Below are 24,511 nucleotides of genomic sequence, written 5' to 3'. Positions count from 1 at the left end.
AACCGGACATTCCGCAGATGCTGAGGGGCCCGCCCATGTCGCGACGCCTGGTCAACCTGACTCTCGACACCCTCGAGGATCTGCCCCGGCCCTGCCGCCAGTGCGTCTACTGGGAACTCGACCCCGTCTCCGCCGAGCGCGCGTGCGCCTCCGGTGATCCCGGATTGGAGAAGGAAGCCTGGGTGTCGCAGACCCTGCTGGAGTGGGGTTCGTGCGGCAAGCTCGCGTACGTGGACGGGATGCCGGCCGGCTATGTCATGTACGCCCCGCCGGCCTACGTGCCGCGGTCGATGGCGTTTCCGACCTCCCCGGTGTCCGCCGACGCCGTGTTGCTGACGACGGCGCACGTGGTCGCGGCGTTCGCCGGGGGCGGGCTGGGCCGGATGCTGGTGCAGGGGGTCGCCCGCGATCTCACCAAGCGCGGCGTCAAGGCGATCGAGGCGTTCGGCGACGCGAAGTTCGGCGAGACCGGCGAGGAGGGCGCGGGCAGTTGCGTCGCCCCTGTCGACTTCTTCCTGTCGGTGGGCTTCAAGACGGTACGCCCGCACCCGCGCTACCCGCGCCTGCGGCTGGAGCTGCGTACGGCTCTGTCCTGGAAGTCCGACGTCGAGTACGCGCTGGAGAAGCTGCTCGGCTCGATGAGCCCGGACACCCTGCTGCGCCCGGTGCGCCCGGCCGCGGCGACGCGTTCCACCCAGTCCTGAGTCAGGCCCCCTGGGCCAGCACCATCCGCAGCTTGCGGACGTCGATCGAACCCGTCGGCACGTCCTGCTCGACCGGGTAGTACATCCGCTGCACCGCGGCGAGGATCGCCTCGACGAGCTGCTCGCGGAACAGCGGGTCGACGATCCGCTCCCGCTCGACCGGTGAGGTGAGGTAGCCGAAGTCGACGCGGACCGCGGGCATCCGGGTCAGCCGGAGCAGTTCCCAGGTCTTCGCGTGGATGCGGCAGTCACGCATCCCGGTGCGCACCACGATCTCGCGCTGCACCAGATTCGCCAGCCGTTCGCCGACCGTCGAGGTCAGGCCGTTGCCGGTGCCGTAGTGGTAGGTGGCTACGCCGTCGGCGGTCGGGTTGTCGTGGCCGTCGAGGTGCAGGGAGATGAGCAGGTCGGCGCCGAGGCTGTTGGCCAGCTCCGCACGCTGGGCGCCGGTCATCGGCTCGGCGGGCGACGGCCCACGGGTGAGGTGCACCCGCATGCCGGCGGCGGCCATCCGGCCCTCCAGGCGGGCGGCCAGGTCGAACGCCAGGTCGGCCTCGGTCCAGCGCAGCGGGCCGTCGGGCACCACCACGCCGAGGTCGCCCGGGCCGCCGTGGCCGGGGTCGATGACGATGGTCTTGCCCATCAGGTTGGGGCCGGAGTGGCGGAACGCCTCGGCCTCGCGCAGCCACTGGGGGCGCCCGCCGACCACCTTGCGGCCGAGCCGCCGCAGTGCGTGCATCGTCTGCGGGCCGCACGTGCCGTCCGGGGTCAGGCCGACCTCGCGCTGGAACTGGGCCACCGCCCGAGCAGTGCGCGCGCCGTAGATGGCGTCGGCGCGGCCGGTGTCGTAGCCCATCTCCATCAGCCGTTCCTGCAGGGCGCGGACGTCCTCGCCGGTCAGTGCGGCCGGGATGGAGTGGAAGAGGGTGCGGTCGCCTAGGGTCCAGCGGGCGCCGTCGAGCGCCTGCCAGGTCTCGGCGCCGACGATGCCGTCGACGCCGATGCCGCGACTCTGCTGGAACGCGCGTACGGCGGTCTCCGTGGCGTCGTCGTAGACGTCGGAGGGGAACTCGAGCAGGTCGAGCGCCACGAGGATCGACCGGATCTCCTCAACGGCCGGTCCGGAATCTCCACGTCGGATCGCACGCACGCGCGGCTCCCTTGGGCTCGGGGGTAGGCGGAAGGGCAACCTCCGGAGCGTACCGCGCACAATCTTCCGCGGCCGGGCGTCGATCGACGATCCGTGCGGGGGATCACGAAATGGTGACGCCCCCGCGTCCGGCGGACACGGGGGCGTCGTGGTCGATCTGGTGTCAGAGCGCCGATTCGATGAGGTTGATCAGGGCGCCCTTCGGCTTGGCGCCGGCCACGGAGCTGACCGGCTCGCCGCCCTTGAACATGGTCAGCGTCGGCACGGACATCACCCGGTAGGCGCGGGCGGTCTCGGGGTTCTCGTCAATGTTGACCTTGACGATGTCCACCTTGTCGCCCATTTCGGTGGCGATTTCGGCCAGCAGCGGCTCGACCTTGCGGCACGGGGCGCACCACTCGGCCCAGAAGTCCACCAGTACCGGCTTCTGGGACTGCAGCACATCGCTGGCGAACGTGGCGTCGGTGACCGCCTTGGTAGCTCCCACCAGGTACCTCCGGGATTTCAGTCGGTTGCTCAGAGTTCGATGAACGAGGCTCAGTTGCTCAGAGTTCGATGAACGAGGCGATGAAGCGCTCGGCGTCCAGGGCCGCGGCGCAGCCCGTTCCGGAGGCGGTGATGGCCTGCCGGTACGTGTGGTCGACCAGGTCACCGGCCGCGAACACGCCGGGGATGTTCGTCCGGGTGCTCGGGCTCTCCACCTTGACGTAGCCGTCGGCGTCGAGCTCAATCTGGCCCTTGAACAGCTCGCTGCGCGGGTCGTGCCCGATCGCGACGAAGACGCCCGTGACGTCGAGGACCTTGGTGGCCCCGGTCTGCGTGTCGCGCAGGCGTACCCCGACGACCTTGCCGTCGGCGCCGAGGACCTCCTCGACCTCGCTGTTCCACTCGATCTTGATCTTGGGGTTGTTCAACGCCCGGACCTGCATCACCTTGCTGGCCCGGAACGAGTCCCGCCGGTGCACGATGGTCACGGTCTCCGCGAACTTCGTCAGGAACGTGGCCTCCTCCATCGCGGAGTCGCCACCGCCCACCACGACGATGTGCTGCCCGCGGAAGAAGAATCCGTCACAGGTGGCGCACGACGAGACGCCGTGACCCAGCAGCTCCTGCTCCCCCGGCACGCCCAGCGGCCGCCACGCGGAGCCGGTGGCGAGGATGACCGCGCGCGCGAAGTACGTGGTGTCGCCCACCCACACCGTCTTGAGGCCCTCGCTGCCCGCCTCGGTCGGGCGGTCGCACAGCTCGACGCGGGTCACGTCGTCGGTGATGAACTCGGCCCCGAACCGCTCGGCCTGCTTACGCATGTTGTCCATCAGTTCCGGACCCATGATGGCCTCGGGGAAACCGGGGAAGTTCTCCACCTCGGTGGTGGTCATCAGCGAGCCGCCGGACTGTACGCCCTCGATGATCAACGGATTCAGGTTTGCCCGGGCCGCGTACAGCGCCGCCGTATAGCCGGCTGGTCCCGAGCCGATGATGATCAGGTTTCGGACCTCGTCCACTGCCGACCCCTCCGATTCGATGTCGCCGGCACCCGGCGACTACGCACGCTAGAACCTCATCGTAAGGACGCGTCATTCCCGCGCGTCAGAGGCCCGTGGTCGAACTCACCCACCGGGAACGCGGTGCGGGTCAGCGTACCTTCACGTGGAACCGGGTGGCCGCGCCGGCACCGGGCGCTCCGCAGTCCGGTCCGCTCACCCAGATCCACGTGCCGTCCGGCCCGGCGAACCGCACGATCAGCGAGGGCGCCTGCTGGAACCGGGCGTACTCGATGGTCTGCGCCACGACCGGTACGGATCCGTACTCCCGGGCGATCGCGTCGAGACACGCCTGCAGGGCATCCCGCGCGCGCAGCCGCTGCAACGGCGCGGCCACGTCGCCCGTCAGGGCCTCGACGCTGGGCGCGGCGCCCTTCGTGCTCGGCTCCGCGCGGTCCTGCGCGGACGCGGGTGCGGGCAACGCCCGCTCGGCCTCGGCACGCCAGGTGCCCGGCGCGTAGTCCTTGCCGCTGGTGACGATGTGCGCGGCGTCCGGCAGGACCGCCGCGCCGCCCGCGGCCGGTGCGATCATGGCGGTGGAACCGGCCGAGTCGGAGGCGTTCTTGCTCTCGGGCTGGACGAGGTGGTTGACCCCGAAACCGGCGAACGCGAGCACCGCGGCGGCGACCCCGACCGGCGCGGCCCAGCGCCACCGCCGGCGGGCCGTGCCCACCCGGGCACCCCCGGACGGTACGGCGACCAGGTGCCGACGCGGCGCCTGCCCGGCGCCCGTGGCGTCGCGCGGGATGTCGTCGAGGGGCGCAGGATCCGCGGCCGTGGCGAGGGCGGCGTCGATCCGGGCGGCCACGTCCGAGGGCATCGGCTCCGGGGCGGCACCCATGGCGTGCAGTTCGGCGGTCACCGCGGCCATGCCCGCCAGCATCGCCTCGTGCGCGTCGCGCCACTGCGGGTCCGCATCGATGCGGGCGGCCACCTCCGCCGCCTCCGGGGTGCCGTCCAGGACCCCGCCGACGTAGTCGGCCAGCAGGTCGATGTCGACGTCGCTGAAGTCGGCCCCGGTCACTGGTCACGCCTCCCTTCGGCTGCGGGTGGGAGCGGCCCTGTCACTCCCGACCCCGATGGGACGCGGTCCACGCCCGTACGGTTCCCGCCGGCATCGTGACCGTTGTCTCCGCCGCCGGCGCGCAGGTGGGCCAGGGCCAGCGCCATCCGCGCCCGGCCCCGCGCGCACCGGCTCTTGATCGTGCCCTCGGCGACGCCGAGGATCGTGGCGGCCTCGGCCACCGCGTACCCCTGGACGTCGACCAGGACGATCGCGGCCCGCTGGTCGGCGGGAAGGTCGCCCAGGGCCGCCCGGACGACCAGGGCGGTGTCATGGTCCTGGACGGGCGCGGCGGGTTCGGGCGCCGTGGGGGTGTCGTCGGCGCGGCTGCCGTCCGGCAGCGGCACGGTCGGGTGGGACTGGCGGCGGCGCAGCCGGTCCAGGCTGGCGTTCACCACGATCCGGTGCAGCCAGGTGGTGACCGCCGACTCGCCGCGGAACCGGGCGGCGGCGCGGTGCGCCGACAGCAACGCGTCCTGCACGGCGTCGGCCGCCTCCTCGCGGTCGCCGATCGTGCGCAGCGCGACCGCCCACAACCGGTCGCGGTGGCGGCGGACCAGCTCACCGAACGCGTCGGGGTCGCCGTCGACGTGCGCGCGCAGCAGTTCGGCGTCGCTCGGTGTGAGCGGCTCCGATCCGGGGTGCGCGTCACGCTGCGGGGTCACGCCAGCAATGTAGCGGAGACGGGCCGCCGGGTCAGTTGCCGTACACCTCGATCTTGTTGACGCTGACCCGGTAGTTGCCGTCGTCGCCGCGCGGCAGCTCGGTGAGGAAGACGAGGATGTACTGGTACTTCGTGCCCTCGTCGAAGCCGGTGAAGACCGAGTCCGTACCCTGCGTCTTCTCGATGTCGGAGTCGCTGATCCGCTTGTACGACTTGACGATCTTCTCGTCGCCGGCGGAGTTGTCACCCGGGTCGCTGTCGCCCGTACGGATGTCCATGGCGACGCCCGGCGCCGAGGTCTCAACCCGCACCTCGCTGACCGACCGCGGCGTGCCGAGGTTGATCAGGACACCCATGCCCGCCTTGCGGTTGCCGAACTTGGGCGAGAAGTAGCCCTGCGTCTCCCAGGCGGTGGAGTCGTCGTTGTCGACCGTCTTCGCGGCCTCGCCGGTGTCGTCGCGGGTGCCCGGCGGCGGGTCGACGATCCGGACCATGTCGGCGGTCAGCGGGATCTTCTGCGGGGGCGCGGGCGTGTTGTCGCCGTCAGAGCTGGTGCCGCCGCTGGGACCACCGGGCTGGCCCGTCCCCGCCTGGGACGTGCCGGACGGGTTGCCCTTGTCCGAGTTCGAGATGGCGTTGATGCCGAAGATCAGGCCGAGCAGGGCGATGACCACCAGCGCCGCGATCCCGAGAGCGATCTTGCGGGTGCTGCGGACCGGCTCGACCGAGGTGCCCTGGGTGAACCGCAGCGGGCCGACGTCCTCGTAGTCGTCGTCGGCCGCGTCGAGGCGGGCCAGCTCGGCCGCGAGCGCCTGCGCGTCGGGGGTGGTGACCCGCTTGTCCAGCAGGTCCATCGTGAGGTCGTCCAGGTACGCCGGGATGCCGGCACGCACCTGGCGCGGCGCCGCGATGGTGCCGGCGGCGTCCCGGTGCGCGTCGGGCAGCGCGGAGCGCCCCACCTCGGCGTGCGGCCAGCGCCCGGTCAGCGCGTAGTAGAGGACCCCGCCGACCGCGCGGACGTCCGCCTCGATGCTGTCCGCCTCGTCGGCGCGGGCGTCGGCCAGCACCACCCGGCCGTCGTCGGCGATCAGGGTGGTGCCGGGGTGCACGTTGCCGTGCACCATGCCGGTGGCGTGCACCGCGGTGAGCGCGTCGGCCAGCGAACGGGCGACCGCGGTGGCGCGGGCCGGGTCCATCGGCCCGTTCGTGCTGACCAGCTCGCGCAGCGCGGAGCCGTCCACCCACTCGCGGACCACGTACGCCCGCTCGCCCTCGTCGATGGCGTCGTAGACGCCGACCAGATTGGGGTGGATGACCCGGCTCGCGTCGACCGCGGCCTGCAGCATCTCGATGGCCGACTCCCCGCCCGGGTGCCGCAGCACCACGGCGACGGGACGGCGCAGGATGACGTCGATGCCGCGCCACACCTGGCGCCCGGCGCTGTCGTTGTTGACGTGGTCCTCGAGCTGGTAGCGCTCGGCCAGGATCTCGCCGACGGTGGAGGTACCGAAGGTCATGACCGGACCGGCCCCATCGGCCGCGGTCTCGTGGCCTTCGCCGACCTGGGTCACCGGTCCTCCTCCGTGGTGCACACGTGTCCGACACGACCTTACCCGGCCGGGGCCAGGCTCCTACAGGTCAACCCCGGCCGCGGCACCCGTCCGAGGCCCGCGGCCGATCGGATACCGGCCGTCCGGCGACGACAACAGGGCTGTTCAGGGAATTGTCCACAGGGTTGTCCACAGCCTCTAAGTCCGAGTTTGCGATGGACTCAGACTCCGAGCTTGCGGCGCACCATGCCGATCACCTGGCTGACCTCGCGCACACGCAGCAGCGCGGCCGCCACGACATACGTCAACACGATCACCGATCCGCCGACCGCCACCTGGAGAATAGCCTCGCCGCGCTCGGGGCGCGCGCCGCCGGGCAGCAGCCGCACCACGACCAGACCGAGCGCGGCGGCCACGGCGGCGGCCAGCAGTACCCGGACCAGCGCGCCGGCGACCGAGCCCAGGTTGAGACGGCCGATCCGGCGGCGCAGCACGGCCAGCGAGATGAGCGCGGAGGCCACGTACGACAGGGCGTTCGCGGCGGTCATGCCCGCCGCCGCCAGCGAACTGGACAGCACCGCGAACAGCAGCACGTACGCGCCGATGCGGATCACCACCACCGGGATGTTGATCAGCGCGGCGGTCTTGTTGCCCTGCAAAGAATAAAAGGTGTACGTGCAGAGATAGCTGATCGACAGCGGCAGCACCGCGAACCCGGCGACCACGAGCACCCCGGCGGTCGCGAAGGTCATCTCCGGGGTGTACGCCCCACCCTGGAACAGGGTCACCGCCAACGGGGCGGCCAGCACCGCGTACACCACGGCGATCGGGGCCAGGGCGGAGGCGGTGAGCCGGATGCCCCGGCTCAGGTCCGCGCTGACGTCGGCGTACCGGCCGTCGGCGGCGGCCGCGCTCATCCGCGGCAGCAGGGCGGTCATCACGGAAACGCCGATGATGCCGTGCGCCATCATGGTCAGCAGGAACACGTTGTTGAAGGCCAGCACGCTCGCGTTGCTGCCGTTCGACACCTGGCTCAGCAGGCGTACCACGACGAAGACCGCGACCTGGTTCGCGCCGACGTAGCAGAGCATCCAGCCCGCCAGCCGGCCGATCTCGCCCAGGCCCAGCGCCCGCGGATCCCACCGCCACTTCCACCGGAAGCCGACCTTGCGCAGCGCGGGCAGCAGCCCGGCGGCCTGCGCGACCATGCCGAACAGCGTGCCCAGGCCGATCACCGCGATCCGGCCCGGCGTCATGTCCTCCGGCTTCAGCCCCTTGGCGGTGCCGAAGACACCGATGAACACCCCGCAGGCGGCGATCACCACGAGGTTGTTGAGGATCGGCGCCCACATCGGCGCGGCGAAATGCCCACGTACGTTGAGGACCGCGCCGATCAGCGCGGACACCCCGGTGAAGAAGATGATCGGCAGGATCAGGTACGCGAACGCGGTGACCAGGTCCTGGTACTGCTCGGTGGTGTTCCGGCCGGACTGGATCGCCGTCACCAGCGGTGCGGCGATCACCACCAGCACGGTCGCGATGCCCAGCCCCACCACCGCGAACGTCAGCAGCTTCTGCGTGTACTCCTGCCCCCGGTCGGTGTCCGCCTTGCGGCGCCGGACCAGCAGCGGCACCAGCACGCTGGAGAGGATGCCGCCGAGCAGCAGCTCGTAGATCTGCCCCGGCAGGAACTGCGCGCTGGTGTACGCGTCGCCGATGCCCGCACCCAGCGTCATGCCGATCAGGGCGTTCCGGGCGAACCCGATCACCCGGCTGACCAGGCTGCCCGCCGCCATGATGGCGCTGTTGCCCGCCGTACTGGTCTCGCCCGGCTCGTCCGGCACTTCCTCCGGGGGCAGCGCCTGCTCCCCCGTGACGGCCGCGCCCGGGTTCGGGGTGTCCACCGAGATCAGGGTCACGCCGTCCACGTGGGGCGCGGGATCGTCACCCGCCGCGTGGGCGCTGCGGTACAGGCCGCCGCTGGGCCGGGCTTCGTCAGGTACGGACACCCCGCCAATCTAGCCAGGTCGTGCTCACACGTGTCGGCGCAGGAGGCTGCCGGGAGCCACGCCTGCCAGGGTCTCGACCATCCAGCACGCTTCGAGGGGCACCAGTGGTTCGCTGAGGGCGTCCAGCACGGTGGGGTGGTCGCAGCCCGCCTCGGTCAGGGTGGCCAGCAGGCGCGGCACGGGCCGCAGGTCACCGCTGCCCGCGATGTGCCGGGCCAGCGGGCGGGCGGTGGCGTAGCAGTCCTCCCGCGGGTGGCCGGTCAGCCGCGCGGTGGCCCGGCGGACGAGGTCGGCGAGTTCGTCGCGGGGGAACCGCCGGCCGGCGCGGACCTCCAGGTGGACGTCGGCCGGTGCGGCCAGGGCCGCGACCGTGGCCTCGTCGAGCACCCGGGGCGACGGCGCCGGCTGCGGGCGGGGCCACCAGCGGTCGTCGGCGAAGAGCGGCAACGGCTCCTGTTCCGGTCCGGCGCTGCCCGGTCCGGCGGTGCCCGGTCCGGCGGTGCCCGGTCCGGCGGTGCCCGGTCCGGCGGCGTCCGGTCCCGCCGCGTTCAGGGCCGCGGTGTGCAGGCCCGCGGTGTTCGGGCCCGCGGTGTTCGGGCCCGCGGGCGGCATGTCGCGCCGCAGGGCGCGATACGCGGCGGCGCGTACCGCGGCGATCTCCGCCGGATCGTCGTCCGGGGTCGCCGGGGCGAACGGCGACAGCAGTGCCACGACCAGACCCGGGTGCGGCAGCGTGGGGTCCTCCAGGGCGATCACCCTGGCGCACAGGTCCAGCTCCCACCAGCGCAACGCCGCCGGATACGGCCGACCCGGCCCCATCCAGCCCAGCTGGATCGGCTCGCTGCTGGCCGGCACGCGCAGTCCGAGCGTGCGCTCCCCCGCGACCAGGTCGATGTCCAGCACGAGGGCGTACCCGGCCGTCACCGGCAGCGAGACGCGCATCTCGGCGGGGTGCGGCACGGCGGCCGCGTCCCCGGCACGCGGCCCTCCATGCCGTGGCCCGACCGATGGCGGCGGACCGGAGACGGCATCCGGGTGGGGTGGCGGGCTGGGCGCGCCCGTCCAGAACCCGGGGTCCTCACTCAGGCGGCGCAGCGCCTCGGAAACGGGCACGGCGCCCATCCTGCCCGCTGCCGCCGGTCACCGCCACGACCGATACGCTGGTCGTCCCATGTCAACGCCTGCCTCCTCCCTCTCCGCCGCCCAGCGCAACGCGGTCGCCGAACTGCTCCGCGTCTCCCCCGTCGCCGACGAGCTGGGCCGCCGCTTCGCCGCCGCGGGTCACGAACTGCACCTCGTCGGCGGCTCCGTCCGCGACGCGTTGCTCGGCCGTCTCGGCGACGACCTCGACTTCTGCACCGACACACACCCCGAGGACACCCTGCGGGTGGTCGACGGGTGGGCCGACGCGATCTGGGAGACCGGACGCGAGTTCGGCACCATCGGGGTGCAGAAGAACGGTCTGCGACTGGAGATCACGACCTTCCGCGCGGAGGCGTACGACGGGGTCAGCCGCAACCCGGTGGTGGCGTACGGCACCAATCTGCTCGACGATCTGCGGCGGCGCGACTTCACCATCAACGCGATGGCCGTGAGCCTGCCCGGCCACGCCTTCACCGACCCGTACGGGGGGCTGGCCGACCTCGCCCAGCAGGTCATCCGTACCCCGGACACCCCGGAGTCGTCGTTCTCCGACGACCCGCTGCGGATGCTGCGGGCCGCCCGGTTCGCCGCGAAGCTGCGGTTCGCGGTGGAGCCCGCGGTGGTCGCCGCGATGACCGCGATGGCCGCCGACCTGGACCGGATCACCGCCGAGCGGATCCGCGACGAGTTCACCAAGCTGCTCTGCGGCGCCGACCCGCTGCGCGGGCTGCGGCTGCTGGTCGACACCGGCCTGGCGGATCGCTTCCTGCCGGAGCTGTCCGGGCTCAAGCTGGAGATCGACGAGCACGCCCAGCACAAGGACGTGTACGAGCACACCCTGATCGTGGTCAGCAACGCCGTACGGCTGGAGGGCGACGAGGGCCCGGACTTCATCCTGCGGATGGCCGCGCTCATGCACGACGTCGGCAAGCCCGCGACCAAGGCGGTAGGCCGCGACGGCCGAGTCAGCTTCCACCACCACGAGGTGGTCGGGGCGCGCCTGACCAAGCAGCGGATGCGCGCGCTGAGGTTCCCGAAGGACGTCATCTCCGACGTGGTCGAGCTGGTCGCGCTCCACCTGCGCTTCTATGGGTACGGCCGCGGCGAGTGGACCGATTCGGCGGTGCGCCGCTACGTGGCCGACGCCGGTCCGCTCCTGCCCCGCCTGCACAAGCTGACCCGGTCGGACTGCACGACCCGCAACCGGCGCAAGGCGGCGGGGCTGGCCGCGGACTACGACGCGCTGGAGGAGCGGATCGCCCGGCTGGCTGCTGAGGAGGATCTGGCGCGGGTCCGGCCCGACCTGGACGGCAACGCGATCATGGAGATCCTCGGCGTCCCGCCCGGACCGATCGTGGGGCAGGCGTGGAAGTACCTGAAGGAACTGCGGCTGGACAAGGGCCCGCTGCCGCGCGAGGAGGCCGAGGCGGAGCTGCTGCGCTGGGCGCGCGAGCACGGCCACATGTCATAGGTGTCGTACCCCCGGAGCAGACTGCAGGCATGCGACTCGTCATCGATTCGCCGATCGGTCCGCTCGGGGTGGCCGTCCACGACGACGTGGTGGTCGGGCTGCGGTTCGGCGCCTCCCCCGGTCCCGCCGGTGCCCATCCGGCGCTCGACCAGTTGTCGGCGTATTTCGCCGGCGACCTGACGGACTTCACCGTGCCGTACGAGCTGGTGGGCGGCTCGGAGTTCGAGCGCGGCGTGTGGGCCGAGATCGCTCGCATCCCGTACGGCGAGACGACCACGTACGGGGCGATCGCTACCGCGCTCGGCGATCCGGGGGCGGCCCGGGCGGTGGGGACGGCCTGCAACCACAACCCGGTTCCGGTGATCGTGCCGTGTCACCGGGTGGTCGGGGCGGGCGGCAAGATGGTCGGCTTCGGCGGCGGCCTGGACCGCAAACGCAAACTGCTGGAACTGGAGGCCCGCGTCGCGATGGCCAGATCCTGGAGTTGACCTCCGCTGCTGACACAGCCGGGCCGCCTGCCGGATGGGGTGACCATCAGGCGAGGCGGCCCGGGCTGACGCTGATTCTCTCGGCTGTCCTCAGCGCTCGATGTCGCCGCGGATGAACGCCTCGACGGACTCCTTGGCGTCGTGGTCGTTGTACTGCACCGGCGGCGACTTCATGAAGTAGGAGCTGGCCGACAGGATCGGGCCACCGATGCCGCGGTCCTTGGCGATCTTCGCGGCGCGGACCGCGTCGATGATGACGCCGGCCGAGTTCGGCGAGTCCCACACCTCGAGCTTCAGCTCGGCGTTCAGCGGGGTGTCGCCGAAGCTGCGCCCCTCCAGCCGGATGTACGCCCACTTGCGGTCGTCGAGCCACGGCACGTGGTCCGACGGCCCGATGTGCACGTCGCTCTTGCTCATCTCGTGCGGGATCTGGCTGGTCACCGACTGGGTCTTCGAGATCTTCTTGGAGACCAGGCGGTTGCGCTCCAGCATGTTCATGAAGTCCATGTTGCCGCCGAAGTTCAGCTGGTACGTGCGCAGCAGCTCGACCCCGCGGTCCTCGAACAGCTTGGCCAGCGCCCGGTGCACGATCGTCGCGCCGACCTGGCTCTTGATGTCGTCACCGACGATCGGCAGGCCCGCGTCCTCGAATTTCTTTGCCCACTCGGGGTCGGAGGCGATGAAGACCGGCAGCGCGTTGACGAACGCGCAGCCCGCGTCGATCGCGGCCTGGGCGTAGAACTTGTCGGCCTTCTCGGAGCCCACCGGCAGGTACGAGACGACCACGTCGACCTCGGCGTCGCGCAGCGCCTGCGCCACGTCGACCTCCTCGGCCGTCGACTCCTCGATGATCTCCCGGTAGTACTGGCCCAGACCGTCGAAGGTCGGGCCCCGCTGCACGGTGACGCCGGTGGGCGGCACGTCGCACAGCTTGATGGTGTTGTTCTCGCTGGCCACGATCGCCTCGGAGAGGTCCATGCCGACCTTCTTGGCGTCCACGTCGAACGCCGCGACGAACTTCACGTCGGAGACGTGGTAGTCGCCGAAGGTCACGTGCATGAGACCCGGGACACGGTCGTTCGGGTCGGCGTTGCGGTAGTACTCGACGCCCTGCACGAGGGACGAGGCGCAGTTACCCACACCGACGATGGCGACGCGGACGGAGCCCATCGCGATTGCCTCCTTGTTCATAAGGGCCGGTCCTGGTGCGGACGCGGGCTCTCGGGGGATGTCTCCGCGGCCGGTGTGGCCGGGGAACGGCCGGAGCGCTCGTTGGTGATGAGCTCCTCCAGCCAGCGGACCTCGCGCTCGCACGCTTCGAGTCCGTGTCGTTGCAGTTCGAGGGTGTATGCGTCGAGCCGGTCCGCGGCCCGGGAGAGGACTTCACGCAGGCCCTCGCGGCGCTCCTCGATCCGGCGGCGGCGACCTTCGAGGATGCGCAGCCGGGTGGCCCGGTCGGTCCGGGCAAAAAACGCGAAATGTACGCCGAAGCCGGCGTCGTCGTACGTCTCGGGGCCCGCCTGGGCCAGCAGCTCCGCGAACCGCTCCTTGCCCTCGGCCGTGATCTTGTACACGATCCGGCCGCGTCTGCTGGTCAGCGGTGGCACCATCGCGTCGTCGGGCACGGTCTCGCTGATCCAGCCGGCGGTGTTCAGGCGCTTCAGCGTGGGGTACAGGGTGCCGTAGCTGATCGCGGCACGGATGGTCCCCAGTTTGGTGGCGAGTTCCTTGCGTAGCTCGTACCCGTGCATGGGGGCCTCCTGAAGGAGGCCGAGGACGGCGAGTTCGAGCATCTCGCGCCACCTCCTCGCCGGGCCTGCGGGGCCGCACCGTGCGGGCCGATGTATCGGGCCGATACATCGTCACGTTAGAACGTGGGGCGTCGAGCCGCAACATGATCGCGGCTACGCGGTCGCTGCGCCACGCTGCGTGACGCCTGTCGCCGTACGGGACATGAGCGCGTACTCTCTTCGCCATGCGCACGCAGCGGCAGGTCGTCGACTACTCGCTTCAGAAGCGGGCGCTGCTGCGTGACGTGCACAACGGCAAGGTCGGAACGCTTGAAGTCTGCGATGCATCGCCGTACTTGAAGAATGCAGCCAGATTCCACGGCGAACCCACGGACGAGCGCTGCCCGATCTGCCGTCACGACAACCTCACCCTGGTGCACTACATCTACGGCGATGAGCTCAAGAACTCGGCTGGACAGGCGCGCAAGCTCGCGGAGCTGCCCGTGCTGGCCATGACGCTGCGTGAGTTCCAGGTGTTCGTCGTGGAGGTGTGCCGCTCCTGTGCGTGGAACCACCTCATCGAGCAGTACCTGCTCGGGCGGGACGCGCTCAGCGCCGACGAACTGGACAGGGTCGAGGCCGTCGCCTCGGCTTCCTCGGGCCGCCACCGCGAGGCAGGGTCGTCGTCACAGCGCCGGGAGGGCCGATGGTGACTCGACCCCCTAACGCCAACGTCGACACGACCCCGACCGACACGGGCATCCAGCGCCGCAATCGGTCATTCTTGGCATCTGACAGGGCGGCTGCGCGGATGCAGCCCACAACGACCGCTCGTGGCGCTGCCGCCGGAAGCCCTTTCCCGGGCTCGTCGGGTGCGCCACCGCGACCGGTAGGTGTGACTGAATGAATTCGAACGGCGACTCGCAGTCAGCACGTGCCCGGGCCCGAGTGCCCGGGCCGTCCGCTGCTAATGGGGCGGAGGGCGACCCTTCCTACGCCGCGGCACGCCCCGCCCCGGACGCGTACCGGCGCGGTGCCGCCGGCACGGCCAGCGTCGGCGCGCCGCGCGGTTCCGCCTCCGTCGGCGCACCCGCCGGGCGCGCCGCGGTCGGCGCCGCCTCCGTCGGCTCGGCGCGCGTCGGTGCGGCGTACGGTCCCGGATCCGGCACCGGCTCGTATGGCGGCCGCGCCGCCGTGGCCCGTGCCGCAGTCCGGCCGACGGCCGGACCGGACGGCTTCGACGACCTCGGTGGCGGCGGCCAGGGCCGCCCGAACCGCAAGGACCTGACGAAGGTCGCCAAGCGCCGTCGGCGCGCCAACGTCCTCACCGCGGCGGCCGCGGTCGTGGTCATCCTGCTGGGCGCCGGCGTGGTCGGGGGCACCTGGTTCTTCGACGGGGTGGACCTGCCGACGCCGACCTCCGAGAGCCAGGCGACGACGATCCGGGACGCGAACAACAAGGTGCTCGCCAAGCTCGGCAGCCAGAACCGGACAGTCGTCCCGAACAAGAGCATCCCACTGCTGGTGCAGCACGCTGTGGCGGGCGCCGAGGACAAGAACTTCTACAACCATCACGGGATCGACTTCGTCGGCATCGCCCGGGCCGCCTGGAACAACTTCACCGGTGGCGACAAGCAGGGTGCCTCGACGATCACCCAGCAGTACGCCCGGTACGCGGCCAAGCTCAAGGACATCAGCTACAACCGGAAGCTGCGCGAGGCGGTGATCGCGCGCAAGCTGGAGTCGAAGTACGACAAGCAGACCATCATGGGTCTGTATCTGAACTCGGTGTACTTCGGCGAGGGCCGGTACGGGATCGAGGCCGCGGCGCAGGGGTACTTCGGCAAGTCGGTGCTCGCCGCGCCGAACAGCCCGCGGGCGCTCACCATCTCCGAGGCCGCGGTCCTCGCCTCGATCATCAAGCAGCCCGAGCCGGTCCAGGGCGGCCACAAGGGATTCGACCCCAACATCAATCCGACGGCGGCGAGGGAGCGCTGGGAGTACACGCTCAACAACATGCTGGAGATGAAGTGGATCTCTCCAGAGGAGCGTGCCGCCGCGGTGTACCCGACCAAGACGCTCCGTCCGAACGACAGCGGCAAGTCGAGCGGTGACGCCGCCGACAAGCCGGTCGGCATGATCATCCGGCACGTCAAGCAGGAACTGCGCGAGATGGGCATCGACGACGACGCGCAGCGCCGCGGCGGGCTCGACATCAAGACCACCATCGACCCCGACATCCAGAAGGCCGCCGAGGAGTCGGCGCGCAGGTCCAGCGAAGACTCGCCGATGAACGACAAGCCGAAGTCGTACCAGGCCGCGCTGGTCGCCATCGATCCGTCCAACGGTCGGGTGCTGGCCTACTACGGTGGCGACGATCCGAACGGTCTCGACTACGCGGGATACATGAAGGGCGACACCGGGGAGATCGACGACAAGGGCGGCGGTCAGTCGCCCGGCTCGACCTTCAAGCCGTACACCCTGGCGGCGGGGTTGAAGCGGGGCATCTCGTTCGACACCCACTGGAACGGCGATCTGGAGCGTCCGAACGGCGGCGGAAAGATCAGCAACGCCGGAGCCGACCCGGGCACGGTCTGCGGCGGTCAGATCAAGTTCTGTCAGCTGGAGAAGGCGACGATTCAGTCGTACAACTTCCCCTTCTACTGGATCGCCGAGAAGCTCGGGCCGTCATCGGTGCTGGAGGCGGCGAAGGCGGCGGGTATCCGGCACATCTGGACCGACGCTCAGAGTGACGGCAAGTCCAAGATGATCGACCTGGACAAGTCCGATGCGTCGACCTGGAACAAGTACTTCGCTCCGGAGGTGGGCTTCGGCCAGTACCGGGTCGTGCCGCTGGAACACGCCAACGGAGTGGCGACCATCATCAACGGCGGCGTCTACCACAAGGCTCACTTCATCCTCTCGGTGAGCCGCCGTGATGAGAACACCGGCAAGATGGTCACGTTCGAGCACGAGAGCCTCAAAGGTAATCAGGCATTCCCCGCCGACCAGATGAGCGATCTGCTGGGCGTCATGCAGAAGATCCCGGAGCATGCGAACCGCGTGTTGCGCAACGGTCGGCCCTCCGCGGTCAAGACCGGAACCTGGGAGTTCAACGTCAAGCAGGGCAGCCGGGTAGTTCGCGGTAACGGTGACGCCTGGATGGTCGGTGGTATCCCGCAAATGGCCGCCACCGTCTGGATCGGTGGTGCCAGGGGCAAGGTCCAGCTGAAGCAGGGCCCCAACGGCACCGGCAAGGGCATGTTCGGCGCCAGCACCCCGGGTGCGGTGTGGAAGACGTTCATGGACAAGGTCACGGCGAAGCTCGACTGGAAGGTCGAGGACTTCCCGGTGCGGCAGCACACCGGTGACCCCAACAGCCCGTTGCAGAACGGCGTGGCGCCGCCGCCGCCGGTCGAGCAGCCGCAGTGCCTCATCGGCTTCCTGTGCCCCGGCGGAAACAACAACGGCGGGAACAACGGAAACAACAACGGTGGCAACAACGGCGGGAACAACGGGCCCGGCGGCAACAACGGTGGCGACGGTGGAAACAACGGCGGCAACAACGGTGGCGATCCGCCCACCACGTTCCCCGGCCAGTTCCTCACCGGTAACACTCCGGGCGAGAACAACGCCACGCCAGGAGCCGGCGGATAGACCAGGTGACGCCGGGCTCGGTCAGCACCACGACCGAGCCCGGCGCGCTCTGTCCCCTTCGGGGAAAGGGCGGCCGGATGCGGCATGATTCCATGCCATGAGCACCCAGTCGGCCCGCGACATCGAACGGTCTGAGTCGCAGGACCACCCCGCATCCTCGGACGGCTTCGTACGCGGGCTCTCCGAGGCGATCGGTGGGCCACTCGGCGATCACGCCGTACCGCCGGAGGATCGGCCGAATCGATTCTGGACGGCGGCGCGGATCATCCTCGCGTTGACGTGCCTCACCCTGGCGCTGCACTGGGTGCAGAAGTCGCCGTGCCAGGACGGCGACTGGCAGAAGAACATCCAGTACACCCGGTTCTGCTACACCGACGTGCTGGCGCTCTACTATGCCGAGGAACTCAACCAGGGCAAGGTGCCGTACCGGGACCACGCGGTCGAATACCCGGTGGTCACGGGGTACTTCATGGGCGCGCTGGGGCTGCCGGTGCACGCGCTGGGCCAGAAGTTCCCCGGCATCAACCAGGGCAAGTGGTTCTACAACATCAATGCGGCCGTACTCTGCGCACTGGCCGTCGCCACCGTCGCGGTCCTGCTCGCCCTGCGGCGCCGCAGACCCTGGGACGCCGCGATCTTCGCGCTGTCCCCGATCCTGTTCGTCACCGCGACGGTGAACTGGGACTTCCTCGCCATCGGCCTGGCCATGTTCGGCCTGTACGCGTGGGCCCGGCGACATCCCGCCCTCGCCGGGATCCTGCTCGGCCTCGGCGGCGCAGCCAAACTGTGGCCGCTGTTCATCCTCGGCCCGATCCTCGTCCTCGCGCTGCGTTCCGCTCGGCTGCGGGCCGCGTTCACCGCCATCGGTACGGCCGTCGCCGCCTGGGTGATCGTCAACCTGCCGGTGTTCCTGTCCTACCGCACGAGCTGGAACCGGTTCTTCCACCTCAACACCGAACGCCCGATCGACTGGGGCACGCTCTGGTACATCGGGCGGTACCTCGACGGCAAGTGGAAGACCGGCACTCCGGGGAACCAGGGTCCGTTCCAGTGGCTCAGCGACCACGTGCCCGCGCTGAACTGGCTGACGTACGCCCTGTTCGGTCTCAGCTGCGTGGCGATCACCGTGGTGTGCATGCTGGCGCCGCGGCGCCCGCGCCTGTCCCAGGTGGCGTTCCTCGTCGTCGCCGCGTTCCTGATCTTCAGCAAGGTCTGGTCCCAGCAGTACGTGTTGTGGCTGCTGCCGCTGGTCGTGCTGGCCCGCCCGCGGTGGGGTGCCGTGATCGCCTGGAGCGTCGCCGAGATCGGGTACTTCACCGCGTTCTACGCGGAACTGCTCGGGGCCGGTGGCAAGCCGGTCATTCCAGAGGGGACGTTCGTGCTGGCGGCGACGTTGCGGCTGATCACCGTGGCGGTTCTCTGCGGGCTCGTGGTGCGGGAGATGTGGCGGCCCGAACGCGACGCCGTCCGGAGCACGTACGCGGACGATCCGGACGGCGGGCCGCTGGACGGCGCGCCGGACGCGGCGTGGGTGTCCCAGCTGCGGAAGTCACCGGCGGAGCGGCCCGCGGCACCGCAGCCGCCCGAGGTGCCCATCCCGGCCTGACCGGTGCGCCCGGCGGGCGTCAGGGGATGCGGAACAGGACGGTGTCGTCGTCCAGGTCCTCCCGCGTGATGCCGAGCGGATCCACCGGCACATCGCCCGCGCGTTCCCACGGGGTGCCCGCCACCTGCGAGCGCACCAGCAGCACGGTCTGCACACCGAGACCGCGCAGGTACGCGATGCTGGCCGCGTCCGGGAACGTGGCCACGTTGCGACGCAGCTCCGCCTGGTGCACCGGGGCGAACCCGCCACCCCCGTTGGCCAGCGGCTGGAAGCGGGACGTCGACCACAGCATGACGCTCTGATCGCCCAGCGTGGAGGTGGGCAGCACGAGCGTCGACTGGGTGACCGTACGCAGGGCCCGGGGCTGGGTGGGCACGACCGGATGTGCGGTGACGCCCCAGCCCTCGGCCAGCACCAGGGCCAGCGGTATCAACGTGGCGGCCCGCAGCCACGGGCTCGGCCACGGCGGCATCCGCTGCGCGGACAGCTGCTCGGCGCGCCGGACGAACTCGTCGACGGCGCCCGCGGCGAGCACGGCCAGCACCAGGGTCACCCAGAGCATGAGGCGGCCCGGGATCCGCACCCCGAAGGAGCCGGGCAGATGCCCGAACAGCGGCAGGTACGTCCAGCGTCCATCGAGGACGGTGGTGCCGAGTGTCAGGACCACCGCAGACGCGAGGGCGACCAGCATGACGAGGCGCTGACGCCAGGTCCAGATCGAGAAGAGCAGCCCGACCAGGGCGAGCGTGTACAGGACGAAGCCCGGCAGCAGGCTCATCTCGGCAGGCCAGAGCAACGACGCCCGCGGGACCGCGTGCGCGGCACCCCAGATCCGGGACTCGGCCGGGCCGATCAGCAGGCTGTGCACCGGCGGCGAGAAGAACCGCACTTCCGTCAGGGCTGGGCCGGTGGCTCCGGCGCGCAGGTACGGCAGCGCGATGAGCACACCGACGGCGGCCACGACGAGTATCCCCACCAGGTCGGTGACGAGCAGCCGCCAGCCCAGCACCGGACCCTGGCCGCGGCGGCGCAGGCGGCGGATCGGCACCGCCACCAGCACGACGAGGATCAGCAGGGCGAGCACGTACGCGAAGGGCAGGCCCTGCGCGAAGCCGAGACTGATCTGCCAGGCGGCCAGCAACCATCCCGCCACCGCCCATCGGGCTCGTCGCCGGGCGGGGCGGAAACCGTAGCGCAGGGACCAGCCGTGGCCGCGGGCGAGCATTGCCAGCGCCAGGGGAATGGCGCCGACCGACACGATGTCGAGGTGACCCTCCTGCGCGAGCCGCCAGGGCGCGTACGCGAACGCGACGGCGGCGACCGCGGCACCGGTGCGTCGGGCGCCGAGCTGGCGGACCAGCGCATAGCCGCCGAACGTCAGCAGCGCGTGGGCCAGGACGAAGAGGATGTTGTACCGCAGGACGGCCGCGTCCGGGCCGGTGCCCAGCATGCCGGCCGGGGCGTAGCCGAGCAGGCTGTCGCCGTACGCAAAGGTGTAGGGCAGCGGGAAGAAGGCATTCGCGTGCCAGAGCCGGGCCGGGTCGGCGGTCAGGATGTGCCCGGCCCAGGAGACCTGCCATGCCTGGCGGGACGGGTCGTAGAGGTCCTGCGGGAGGGTGTGCAGCGGGTAGCGCAGGGCGGGCCAGGTCATCGCCACCGCGAGGAGCAGGCAGGCATAGCCGGCCAGCGCGTACTCGTGGAACAGGCAGCGGCGCACGGCCCGGACGGCGCGTCGTAGGCGGCCGGGGCCGCGCTCCGGGGTGGTGGCGAACGCCGTCCACGGATCGGGGGGCGCGCCGGGCGGCCGGGTGGCGGGCAGGTCACCACGGCCGGGGTCGGGGTTGTCCCCGGCTTGCGTCCCGGTTTCCGGCGCGTCGGTTTCCGGCGCTCCGCTTGCTGGTGTGGCGGGCGCTGGCTTCTCGGTGGCTGGTGTCGTGGCCACCGTGGGTTCGGGTGGCGGCGCGGTGCTCGCTTCGCCGGTCTCCGGTGGCGGTGAGCTCGGCCGACGCCGCCAGGGGAGCCAGGACCGTGCCCGGACGGCCTTCGCGCCGACCGTGCCGGACGCCGCAACCTCGGATGTCGCCGTGGTCGGGGCGGCAGGCGGTTCGACGGCGCCGGTGTTCGGCTCGGCCGTCGGGCCCGTTTCGGTGCCCCCGGTCGGTGTGCCGGGGTCGGCGGGTTGGTCGGTCATGGCCGGTGGGTCGGGGCTGAGCTGCGGCTGGTCGGTTGCCACGCCACCACCTCCTGCCGCTCGTGTCAGCTGCCCGTCCGATCCCGCAGGAGGGCGATGTCGGCGGACTGGCCCTCCGCGCCGCCGGGCGTCTCGACGATCACGGGTGCCCCGGCCGCGCGGATCACGGCCACCACCAGGTCCGGATCGATCTTCCCATTGCCGAGGTTGTCATGCCGGTCGCGACCCGAGTCGAACGGGTCCTTCGAGTCGTTGGCGTGGATCAGGTCGATGCGGCCGGTGATGGCCTTCACCCGGTCGACGATGCCGAGCAGCTCCTCGCCACCCGCGTGGGCGTGACAGGTGTCCAGGCAGAAGCCCGCGCCGAACTCCCCGACCGCATCCCAGAGCCGGGCGAGGTCGTCGAAGCGGCGGGCGATCGCGCGTTCACCACCTGCGGTGTTCTCGATCAGGACGGGGAGCGGCAGGCCACCCTCCTTTTCCGCGTACGCGAAAGTCTTGCGCCAGTTGTCGACGCCGACCGCGAGGTCGTCGCCGTCGCCGACGTGGCCGCCGTGCACGATCAGGCCGCGCGCACCGATGGCGGCCGCCGCGCGGGCGTGGGTGAGCAGCAGCTTGCGGCTGGGGATGCGGATCCGGTTGTTGAGGGTGGCCACATTCACGATGTACGGCGCGTGGATGTAGACCGCCACGTCCGAGGCGAGCAGGGCCTCGGCGTCCGGGCGCGGGGCGGGTGCCTTCCAGCCCTGCGGGTCGGAGAGGAAGAACTGCACCGCATCCGCGTTGCGGGCGGCCGCTTCGGCGAGGGGGTCGCCGGGATCTACGTGGGCTCCGATGCGCATGGGTCGAGCCTACGACGGGGGTACGACGTAACCGGATGTCACCGGACGGCGACGCCGTGCGTCACCGGGCTCCGCCGCGTCTCGTTAACGGAGGGATTGCGCAGGTCAATGTGCCGGTACGGGCCGGCGGAACCGGGGAGATGGGTGCATGTCGCGTCAGTTCCGACACCTGGTGGCGGCGATGGCGCTGGGCGGCCTGCTACTCGGCGCCCCGCTGCTGACGAGCGAGAACGCCAGCGCGGGGCAATCCGCCGAGGGCCAACCCGGGATGGCTCTCGGTGAACACACCCTCGAGCTGTCCTGCAAGTCCACACCGGACCTGGAAACCGTGCCGGTCCGCGCCGAACGGGTGAGGGCCAAGCCGCTGCGCGGCGCCACCCACCTGCGGGCGGTGACCGGTCGTGGGGAACGCACGGCGCACCGCGCGCCGGTGGTCACGAGGCACCGCGCCGCCGAGGCGGTGTTCGTGCGGGCCGTGACGTCGCCGACGGACGACCCGGTGTGCGCGCTGGCCGACGAGTCGACGCCGGTCGTCGCTCCGAGCCCGCCCTCATCGGTACCGCCGTCGAGCGTGCCGGTGCCGATTCCGGTTCCCTCCGGCACCCCGACGGCGACGGACACCCCGTCCGGCCAGGGCACGCCGTCGAACTCCCCCGGTGGCGGTTCGTCCGTGCCGCCGCCGGTGACCCAGACGACCCGCCCGCAACGGCCCCCGACCCAGCGGCCGGGCACGTCGCGGCCGACGTTGCCGCGGACGGTTCCGGTCACGACGGCGCCGGTCACCGCGGTCGTCGAGCCGGTCGGCGGCGCCGGTGCCCAGGCACAGGACGAGAACCCCACCCGCCGGGGCGCAATCGCCGCGGCACCCGTGATCGGCGGACTCCCGCCCGGCGGCACCCGTACGCTGGCCACCGCTGTCACGTCGGTCGAGGCGCCGCAGGCCGCGGACCTGGCACCGGCCGCGACATCCGCGGGACCGGCCGCCGTGGTGACTGCGGGGGGACCCACCGCGATGCCGCCGGTGCCGGAGGACGCACCGATCGGGTTGCTGGCGTTGACCGCCCTGATCTGTGTCACCGGAGTCTCCTTCGGCGCGATTCGGGCAATCGTGGCGCAACGTGCATCTCGGGCAATGATGGCGTAGACTCCCCGTCAGAAAGCTCCGCGGGGCGGCTGCGTCCAACCTCATCGGTGTGGTCGTTCCTCCCCAGGTCCCACCCAGCGAAAGCGGACCGGACGCCCCGCGGCTCTCGTCACGAACGGCCCCGTCCCTGGTGGGACGGGGCCGTTCCGGTTGTCCGGCGCGTTTTTGCGCCCAGTGGGCGCGCCGGTATGCTTGCCCGGTCCGCCGGGTGACCGCCGTGGGCCATGCGCTCCACGGCGTTGCTGTGGGTCGCCCCACGACGTCGCGCGGCGGCGGACAGCAAGACCTCCTGCCACGGAGAGACCGTGGCCGTTTAAGCCCACAGGAGGTGAGAACGTCTTGCGTCATTACGAACTCATGGTGATCCTCGACCCCAGTCTCGAGGAGCGCACCGTCGCCCCGTCGCTCGACACGTACCTGAACGTGATCCGCACCGCGGGCGGCTCGGTGGAGAAGCTCGACGTGTGGGGCCGTCGCCGGCTCTCGTTCGAGATCAACAAGAAGTCAGAGGGCATCTACGCCGTCGTGGACCTGCAGGCGACGCCCGAGGCCGTGGCCGAGCTGGACCGTCAGCTGCGCCTCAACGAGTCCATCCTGCGTACCAAGGTCATCCGGCCCGAGACGCGCTGACTTACCGTCCTCGTCGTTTCTGTCGTAGGGCTCTGCGAGTCTCAACCCAGCAAACGCGAGGACGCGAGGAGAAGGTCATGGCAGGAGACACCACCATCACGGTCATCGGCAACCTGACCGACGACCCTGAGCTGCGCTTCACCCCGTCCGGTGCGGCGGTCGCCAAGTTCCGCGTCGCCTCGACGCCGCGGTTCCTGGACCGGGCTTCCGGCGAATGGAAGGACGGCGAGCCGCTCTTCCTTGCGTGCAACATCTGGCGCGACGCCGCGGAGCATGTGGCCGAGTCACTCCAGCGTGGTGCCCGCGTCATCGTCACGGGCCGGCTGCGCCAGCGCTCGTACGAGACGCGCGAGGGCGAGAAGCGCACCGTCATCGAGCTCGAGGTCGACGAGATCGGCCCGTCGCTGCGCTACGCCACGGCGAAGGTGCAGAAGATGTCCCGCTCCGGCGGCGGCGGGGGCGGCTTCGGCGCCTCCGGCGGTGGTGGCAACCGGCAGTCCAACGGCGGTGGGGGCGGCGGCTTCGACGACCCCTGGGCCACGGCTGCCCCTGCCCCTGCCCAGGCCTCCGGCGGCCGCTCCGGCGGCGGCAACAACTTCGACGACGAGCCACCTTTCTAGCGGGTGGGGCGGCCCCGCCGCCCGGCACGCGACATGACATCAGGAGCAAGAGCAATGGCGAAGGCTGCGGCACTGCGCAAGCCGAAGAAGAAGGTGAACCCGCTCGACAAGGAGGGGATCACCTACATCGACTACAAAGACACCCAGCTGCTGCGGAAGTTCATTTCCGACCGGGGCAAGATCCGCGCTCGGCGAGTCACCGGCGTGACCTCCCAGCAGCAGCGGCAGATCGCCCGCGCGGTCAAGAACGCCCGCGAGATGGCGCTTCTGCCGTACACGGCCTCGGCGCGCTGAGAGGAGGCACC

General features: G+C 71.0%; 22 protein-coding genes. 10 read left to right on the top strand and 12 right to left on the bottom strand.

What is annotated here, in order from left to right; genetic code table 11:
* The first annotated feature begins 35 nt into the window (after window positions 1–35).
* Window positions 36–704, top strand: a complete 669-nt coding sequence (locus tag ACMCNN_RS30940; RefSeq protein ID WP_412743984.1) for a GNAT family N-acetyltransferase — start codon at window positions 36–38, stop codon at window positions 702–704.
* Between the two features lies 1 nt (window position 705).
* Here the strand turns inward: ACMCNN_RS30940 and ACMCNN_RS30935 are convergent, their stop codons facing one another.
* The 8 genes from ACMCNN_RS30935 to ACMCNN_RS30900 all read right to left on the bottom strand — a co-directional run bounded on the left by ACMCNN_RS30935 (window position 706) and on the right by ACMCNN_RS30900 (window position 9,806).
* On the bottom strand, window positions 706–1,854 hold the full coding sequence (locus ACMCNN_RS30935) for an N-acetylmuramoyl-L-alanine amidase (RefSeq protein WP_412743983.1): 1,149 nt from the start codon (window positions 1,852–1,854) through the stop codon (window positions 706–708).
* A 163-nt stretch (window positions 1,855–2,017) separates the two neighbouring features.
* The gene (gene trxA, locus ACMCNN_RS30930) at window positions 2,018–2,341 is read right to left on the bottom strand and encodes a thioredoxin (protein ID WP_412743982.1); all 324 of its coding nucleotides are present in this window, start codon (window positions 2,339–2,341) and stop codon (window positions 2,018–2,020) included.
* 58 nt (window positions 2,342–2,399) lie between these two features.
* The gene (trxB, locus tag ACMCNN_RS30925; protein WP_412743981.1) at window positions 2,400–3,359 is read right to left on the bottom strand and encodes a thioredoxin-disulfide reductase; all 960 of its coding nucleotides are present in this window, start codon (window positions 3,357–3,359) and stop codon (window positions 2,400–2,402) included.
* Between the two features lie 130 nt (window positions 3,360–3,489).
* Window positions 3,490–4,422 (bottom strand): hypothetical protein, encoded by a 933-nt coding sequence (locus ACMCNN_RS30920; RefSeq protein WP_412743980.1) that lies wholly within the window; start codon window positions 4,420–4,422, stop codon window positions 3,490–3,492.
* Window positions 4,419–5,126: an RNA polymerase sigma factor SigM gene (sigM, locus tag ACMCNN_RS30915; protein WP_412743979.1), complete on the bottom strand. Its 708-nt coding sequence runs from the start codon at window positions 5,124–5,126 to the stop codon at window positions 4,419–4,421. The genes ACMCNN_RS30920 and sigM overlap by 4 nt, the downstream gene beginning before the upstream one ends.
* A gap of 31 nt (window positions 5,127–5,157) precedes the next feature.
* Window positions 5,158–6,696, bottom strand: a complete 1,539-nt coding sequence (locus ACMCNN_RS30910; protein WP_412743978.1) for a protein kinase family protein — start codon at window positions 6,694–6,696, stop codon at window positions 5,158–5,160.
* A 200-nt stretch (window positions 6,697–6,896) separates the two neighbouring features.
* The gene (gene murJ, locus ACMCNN_RS30905) at window positions 6,897–8,684 is read right to left on the bottom strand and encodes a murein biosynthesis integral membrane protein MurJ (protein WP_412743977.1); all 1,788 of its coding nucleotides are present in this window, start codon (window positions 8,682–8,684) and stop codon (window positions 6,897–6,899) included.
* Between the two features lie 24 nt (window positions 8,685–8,708).
* The gene (locus tag ACMCNN_RS30900) at window positions 8,709–9,806 is read right to left on the bottom strand and encodes a hypothetical protein (protein WP_412743976.1); all 1,098 of its coding nucleotides are present in this window, start codon (window positions 9,804–9,806) and stop codon (window positions 8,709–8,711) included.
* A gap of 49 nt (window positions 9,807–9,855) precedes the next feature.
* Here ACMCNN_RS30900 and ACMCNN_RS30895 point away from each other — a divergent pair, with 49 nt between their 5' ends.
* Entirely contained in the window at window positions 9,856–11,298 is a 1,443-nt protein-coding gene (locus ACMCNN_RS30895; protein WP_412743975.1) for a CCA tRNA nucleotidyltransferase, read from the top strand.
* Window positions 11,299–11,327: 29 nt separating this feature from the next.
* Entirely contained in the window at window positions 11,328–11,786 is a 459-nt protein-coding gene (locus tag ACMCNN_RS30890; RefSeq protein WP_412743974.1) for a methylated-DNA--[protein]-cysteine S-methyltransferase, read from the top strand.
* A 90-nt stretch (window positions 11,787–11,876) separates the two neighbouring features.
* Here ACMCNN_RS30890 and ACMCNN_RS30885 read toward each other — a convergent pair whose 3' ends face one another.
* Window positions 11,877–12,956 (bottom strand): inositol-3-phosphate synthase, encoded by a 1,080-nt coding sequence (locus tag ACMCNN_RS30885; RefSeq protein WP_412747338.1) that lies wholly within the window; start codon window positions 12,954–12,956, stop codon window positions 11,877–11,879.
* A gap of 17 nt (window positions 12,957–12,973) precedes the next feature.
* On the bottom strand, window positions 12,974–13,579 hold the full coding sequence (locus ACMCNN_RS30880; RefSeq protein WP_412743973.1) for a PadR family transcriptional regulator: 606 nt from the start codon (window positions 13,577–13,579) through the stop codon (window positions 12,974–12,976).
* Window positions 13,580–13,761: 182 nt separating this feature from the next.
* Here ACMCNN_RS30880 and ACMCNN_RS30875 point away from each other — a divergent pair, with 182 nt between their 5' ends.
* The 3 genes from ACMCNN_RS30875 to ACMCNN_RS30865 all read left to right on the top strand — a co-directional run bounded on the left by ACMCNN_RS30875 (window position 13,762) and on the right by ACMCNN_RS30865 (window position 18,779).
* A complete protein-coding gene (locus ACMCNN_RS30875) occupies window positions 13,762–14,229 on the top strand; it encodes a DUF5318 domain-containing protein (RefSeq protein WP_412743972.1) in 468 nt (155 codons plus the stop codon).
* Window positions 14,230–14,419: 190 nt separating this feature from the next.
* Window positions 14,420–17,173 (top strand): transglycosylase domain-containing protein, encoded by a 2,754-nt coding sequence (locus ACMCNN_RS30870; protein ID WP_412743971.1) that lies wholly within the window; start codon window positions 14,420–14,422, stop codon window positions 17,171–17,173.
* Between the two features lie 97 nt (window positions 17,174–17,270).
* Entirely contained in the window at window positions 17,271–18,779 is a 1,509-nt protein-coding gene (locus tag ACMCNN_RS30865; protein ID WP_412743970.1) for a glycosyltransferase family 87 protein, read from the top strand.
* Between the two features lie 19 nt (window positions 18,780–18,798).
* Here ACMCNN_RS30865 and ACMCNN_RS30860 read toward each other — a convergent pair whose 3' ends face one another.
* Complete coding sequence (locus tag ACMCNN_RS30860) at window positions 18,799–21,012, bottom strand: hypothetical protein (RefSeq protein WP_412743969.1); 2,214 nt, start codon at window positions 21,010–21,012, stop codon at window positions 18,799–18,801.
* A 23-nt stretch (window positions 21,013–21,035) separates the two neighbouring features.
* On the bottom strand, window positions 21,036–21,812 hold the full coding sequence (locus tag ACMCNN_RS30855; protein ID WP_412743968.1) for a deoxyribonuclease IV: 777 nt from the start codon (window positions 21,810–21,812) through the stop codon (window positions 21,036–21,038).
* Between the two features lie 148 nt (window positions 21,813–21,960).
* On the opposite strand from ACMCNN_RS30855, the gene ACMCNN_RS30850 reads away from it, so the two are divergent.
* The 4 genes from ACMCNN_RS30850 (at window position 21,961) to rpsR (ending at window position 24,500) form a co-directional block, all read left to right on the top strand.
* Window positions 21,961–22,956, top strand: coding sequence for a hypothetical protein (locus tag ACMCNN_RS30850; protein WP_412743967.1), 996 nt, complete (start codon window positions 21,961–21,963; stop codon window positions 22,954–22,956).
* Between the two features lie 339 nt (window positions 22,957–23,295).
* On the top strand, window positions 23,296–23,586 hold the full coding sequence (gene rpsF, locus ACMCNN_RS30845) for a 30S ribosomal protein S6 (protein WP_106128737.1): 291 nt from the start codon (window positions 23,296–23,298) through the stop codon (window positions 23,584–23,586).
* Window positions 23,587–23,663: 77 nt separating this feature from the next.
* Window positions 23,664–24,206, top strand: a complete 543-nt coding sequence (locus ACMCNN_RS30840) for a single-stranded DNA-binding protein (protein ID WP_412743966.1) — start codon at window positions 23,664–23,666, stop codon at window positions 24,204–24,206.
* 54 nt (window positions 24,207–24,260) lie between these two features.
* Window positions 24,261–24,500 (top strand): 30S ribosomal protein S18, encoded by a 240-nt coding sequence (gene rpsR, locus ACMCNN_RS30835; protein WP_130509877.1) that lies wholly within the window; start codon window positions 24,261–24,263, stop codon window positions 24,498–24,500.
* Window positions 24,501–24,511 lie beyond the last annotated feature (11 nt).

It is taken from the genome of Krasilnikovia sp. MM14-A1004, from assembly GCF_047159485.1.
In the GTDB taxonomy this organism is placed as follows: Bacteria; Actinomycetota; Actinomycetes; order Mycobacteriales; family Micromonosporaceae; genus Actinoplanes.
The sequence above is the reverse complement of the archived record's forward strand: the minus strand, read 5'-3'. Positions and strand labels throughout refer to the sequence as shown.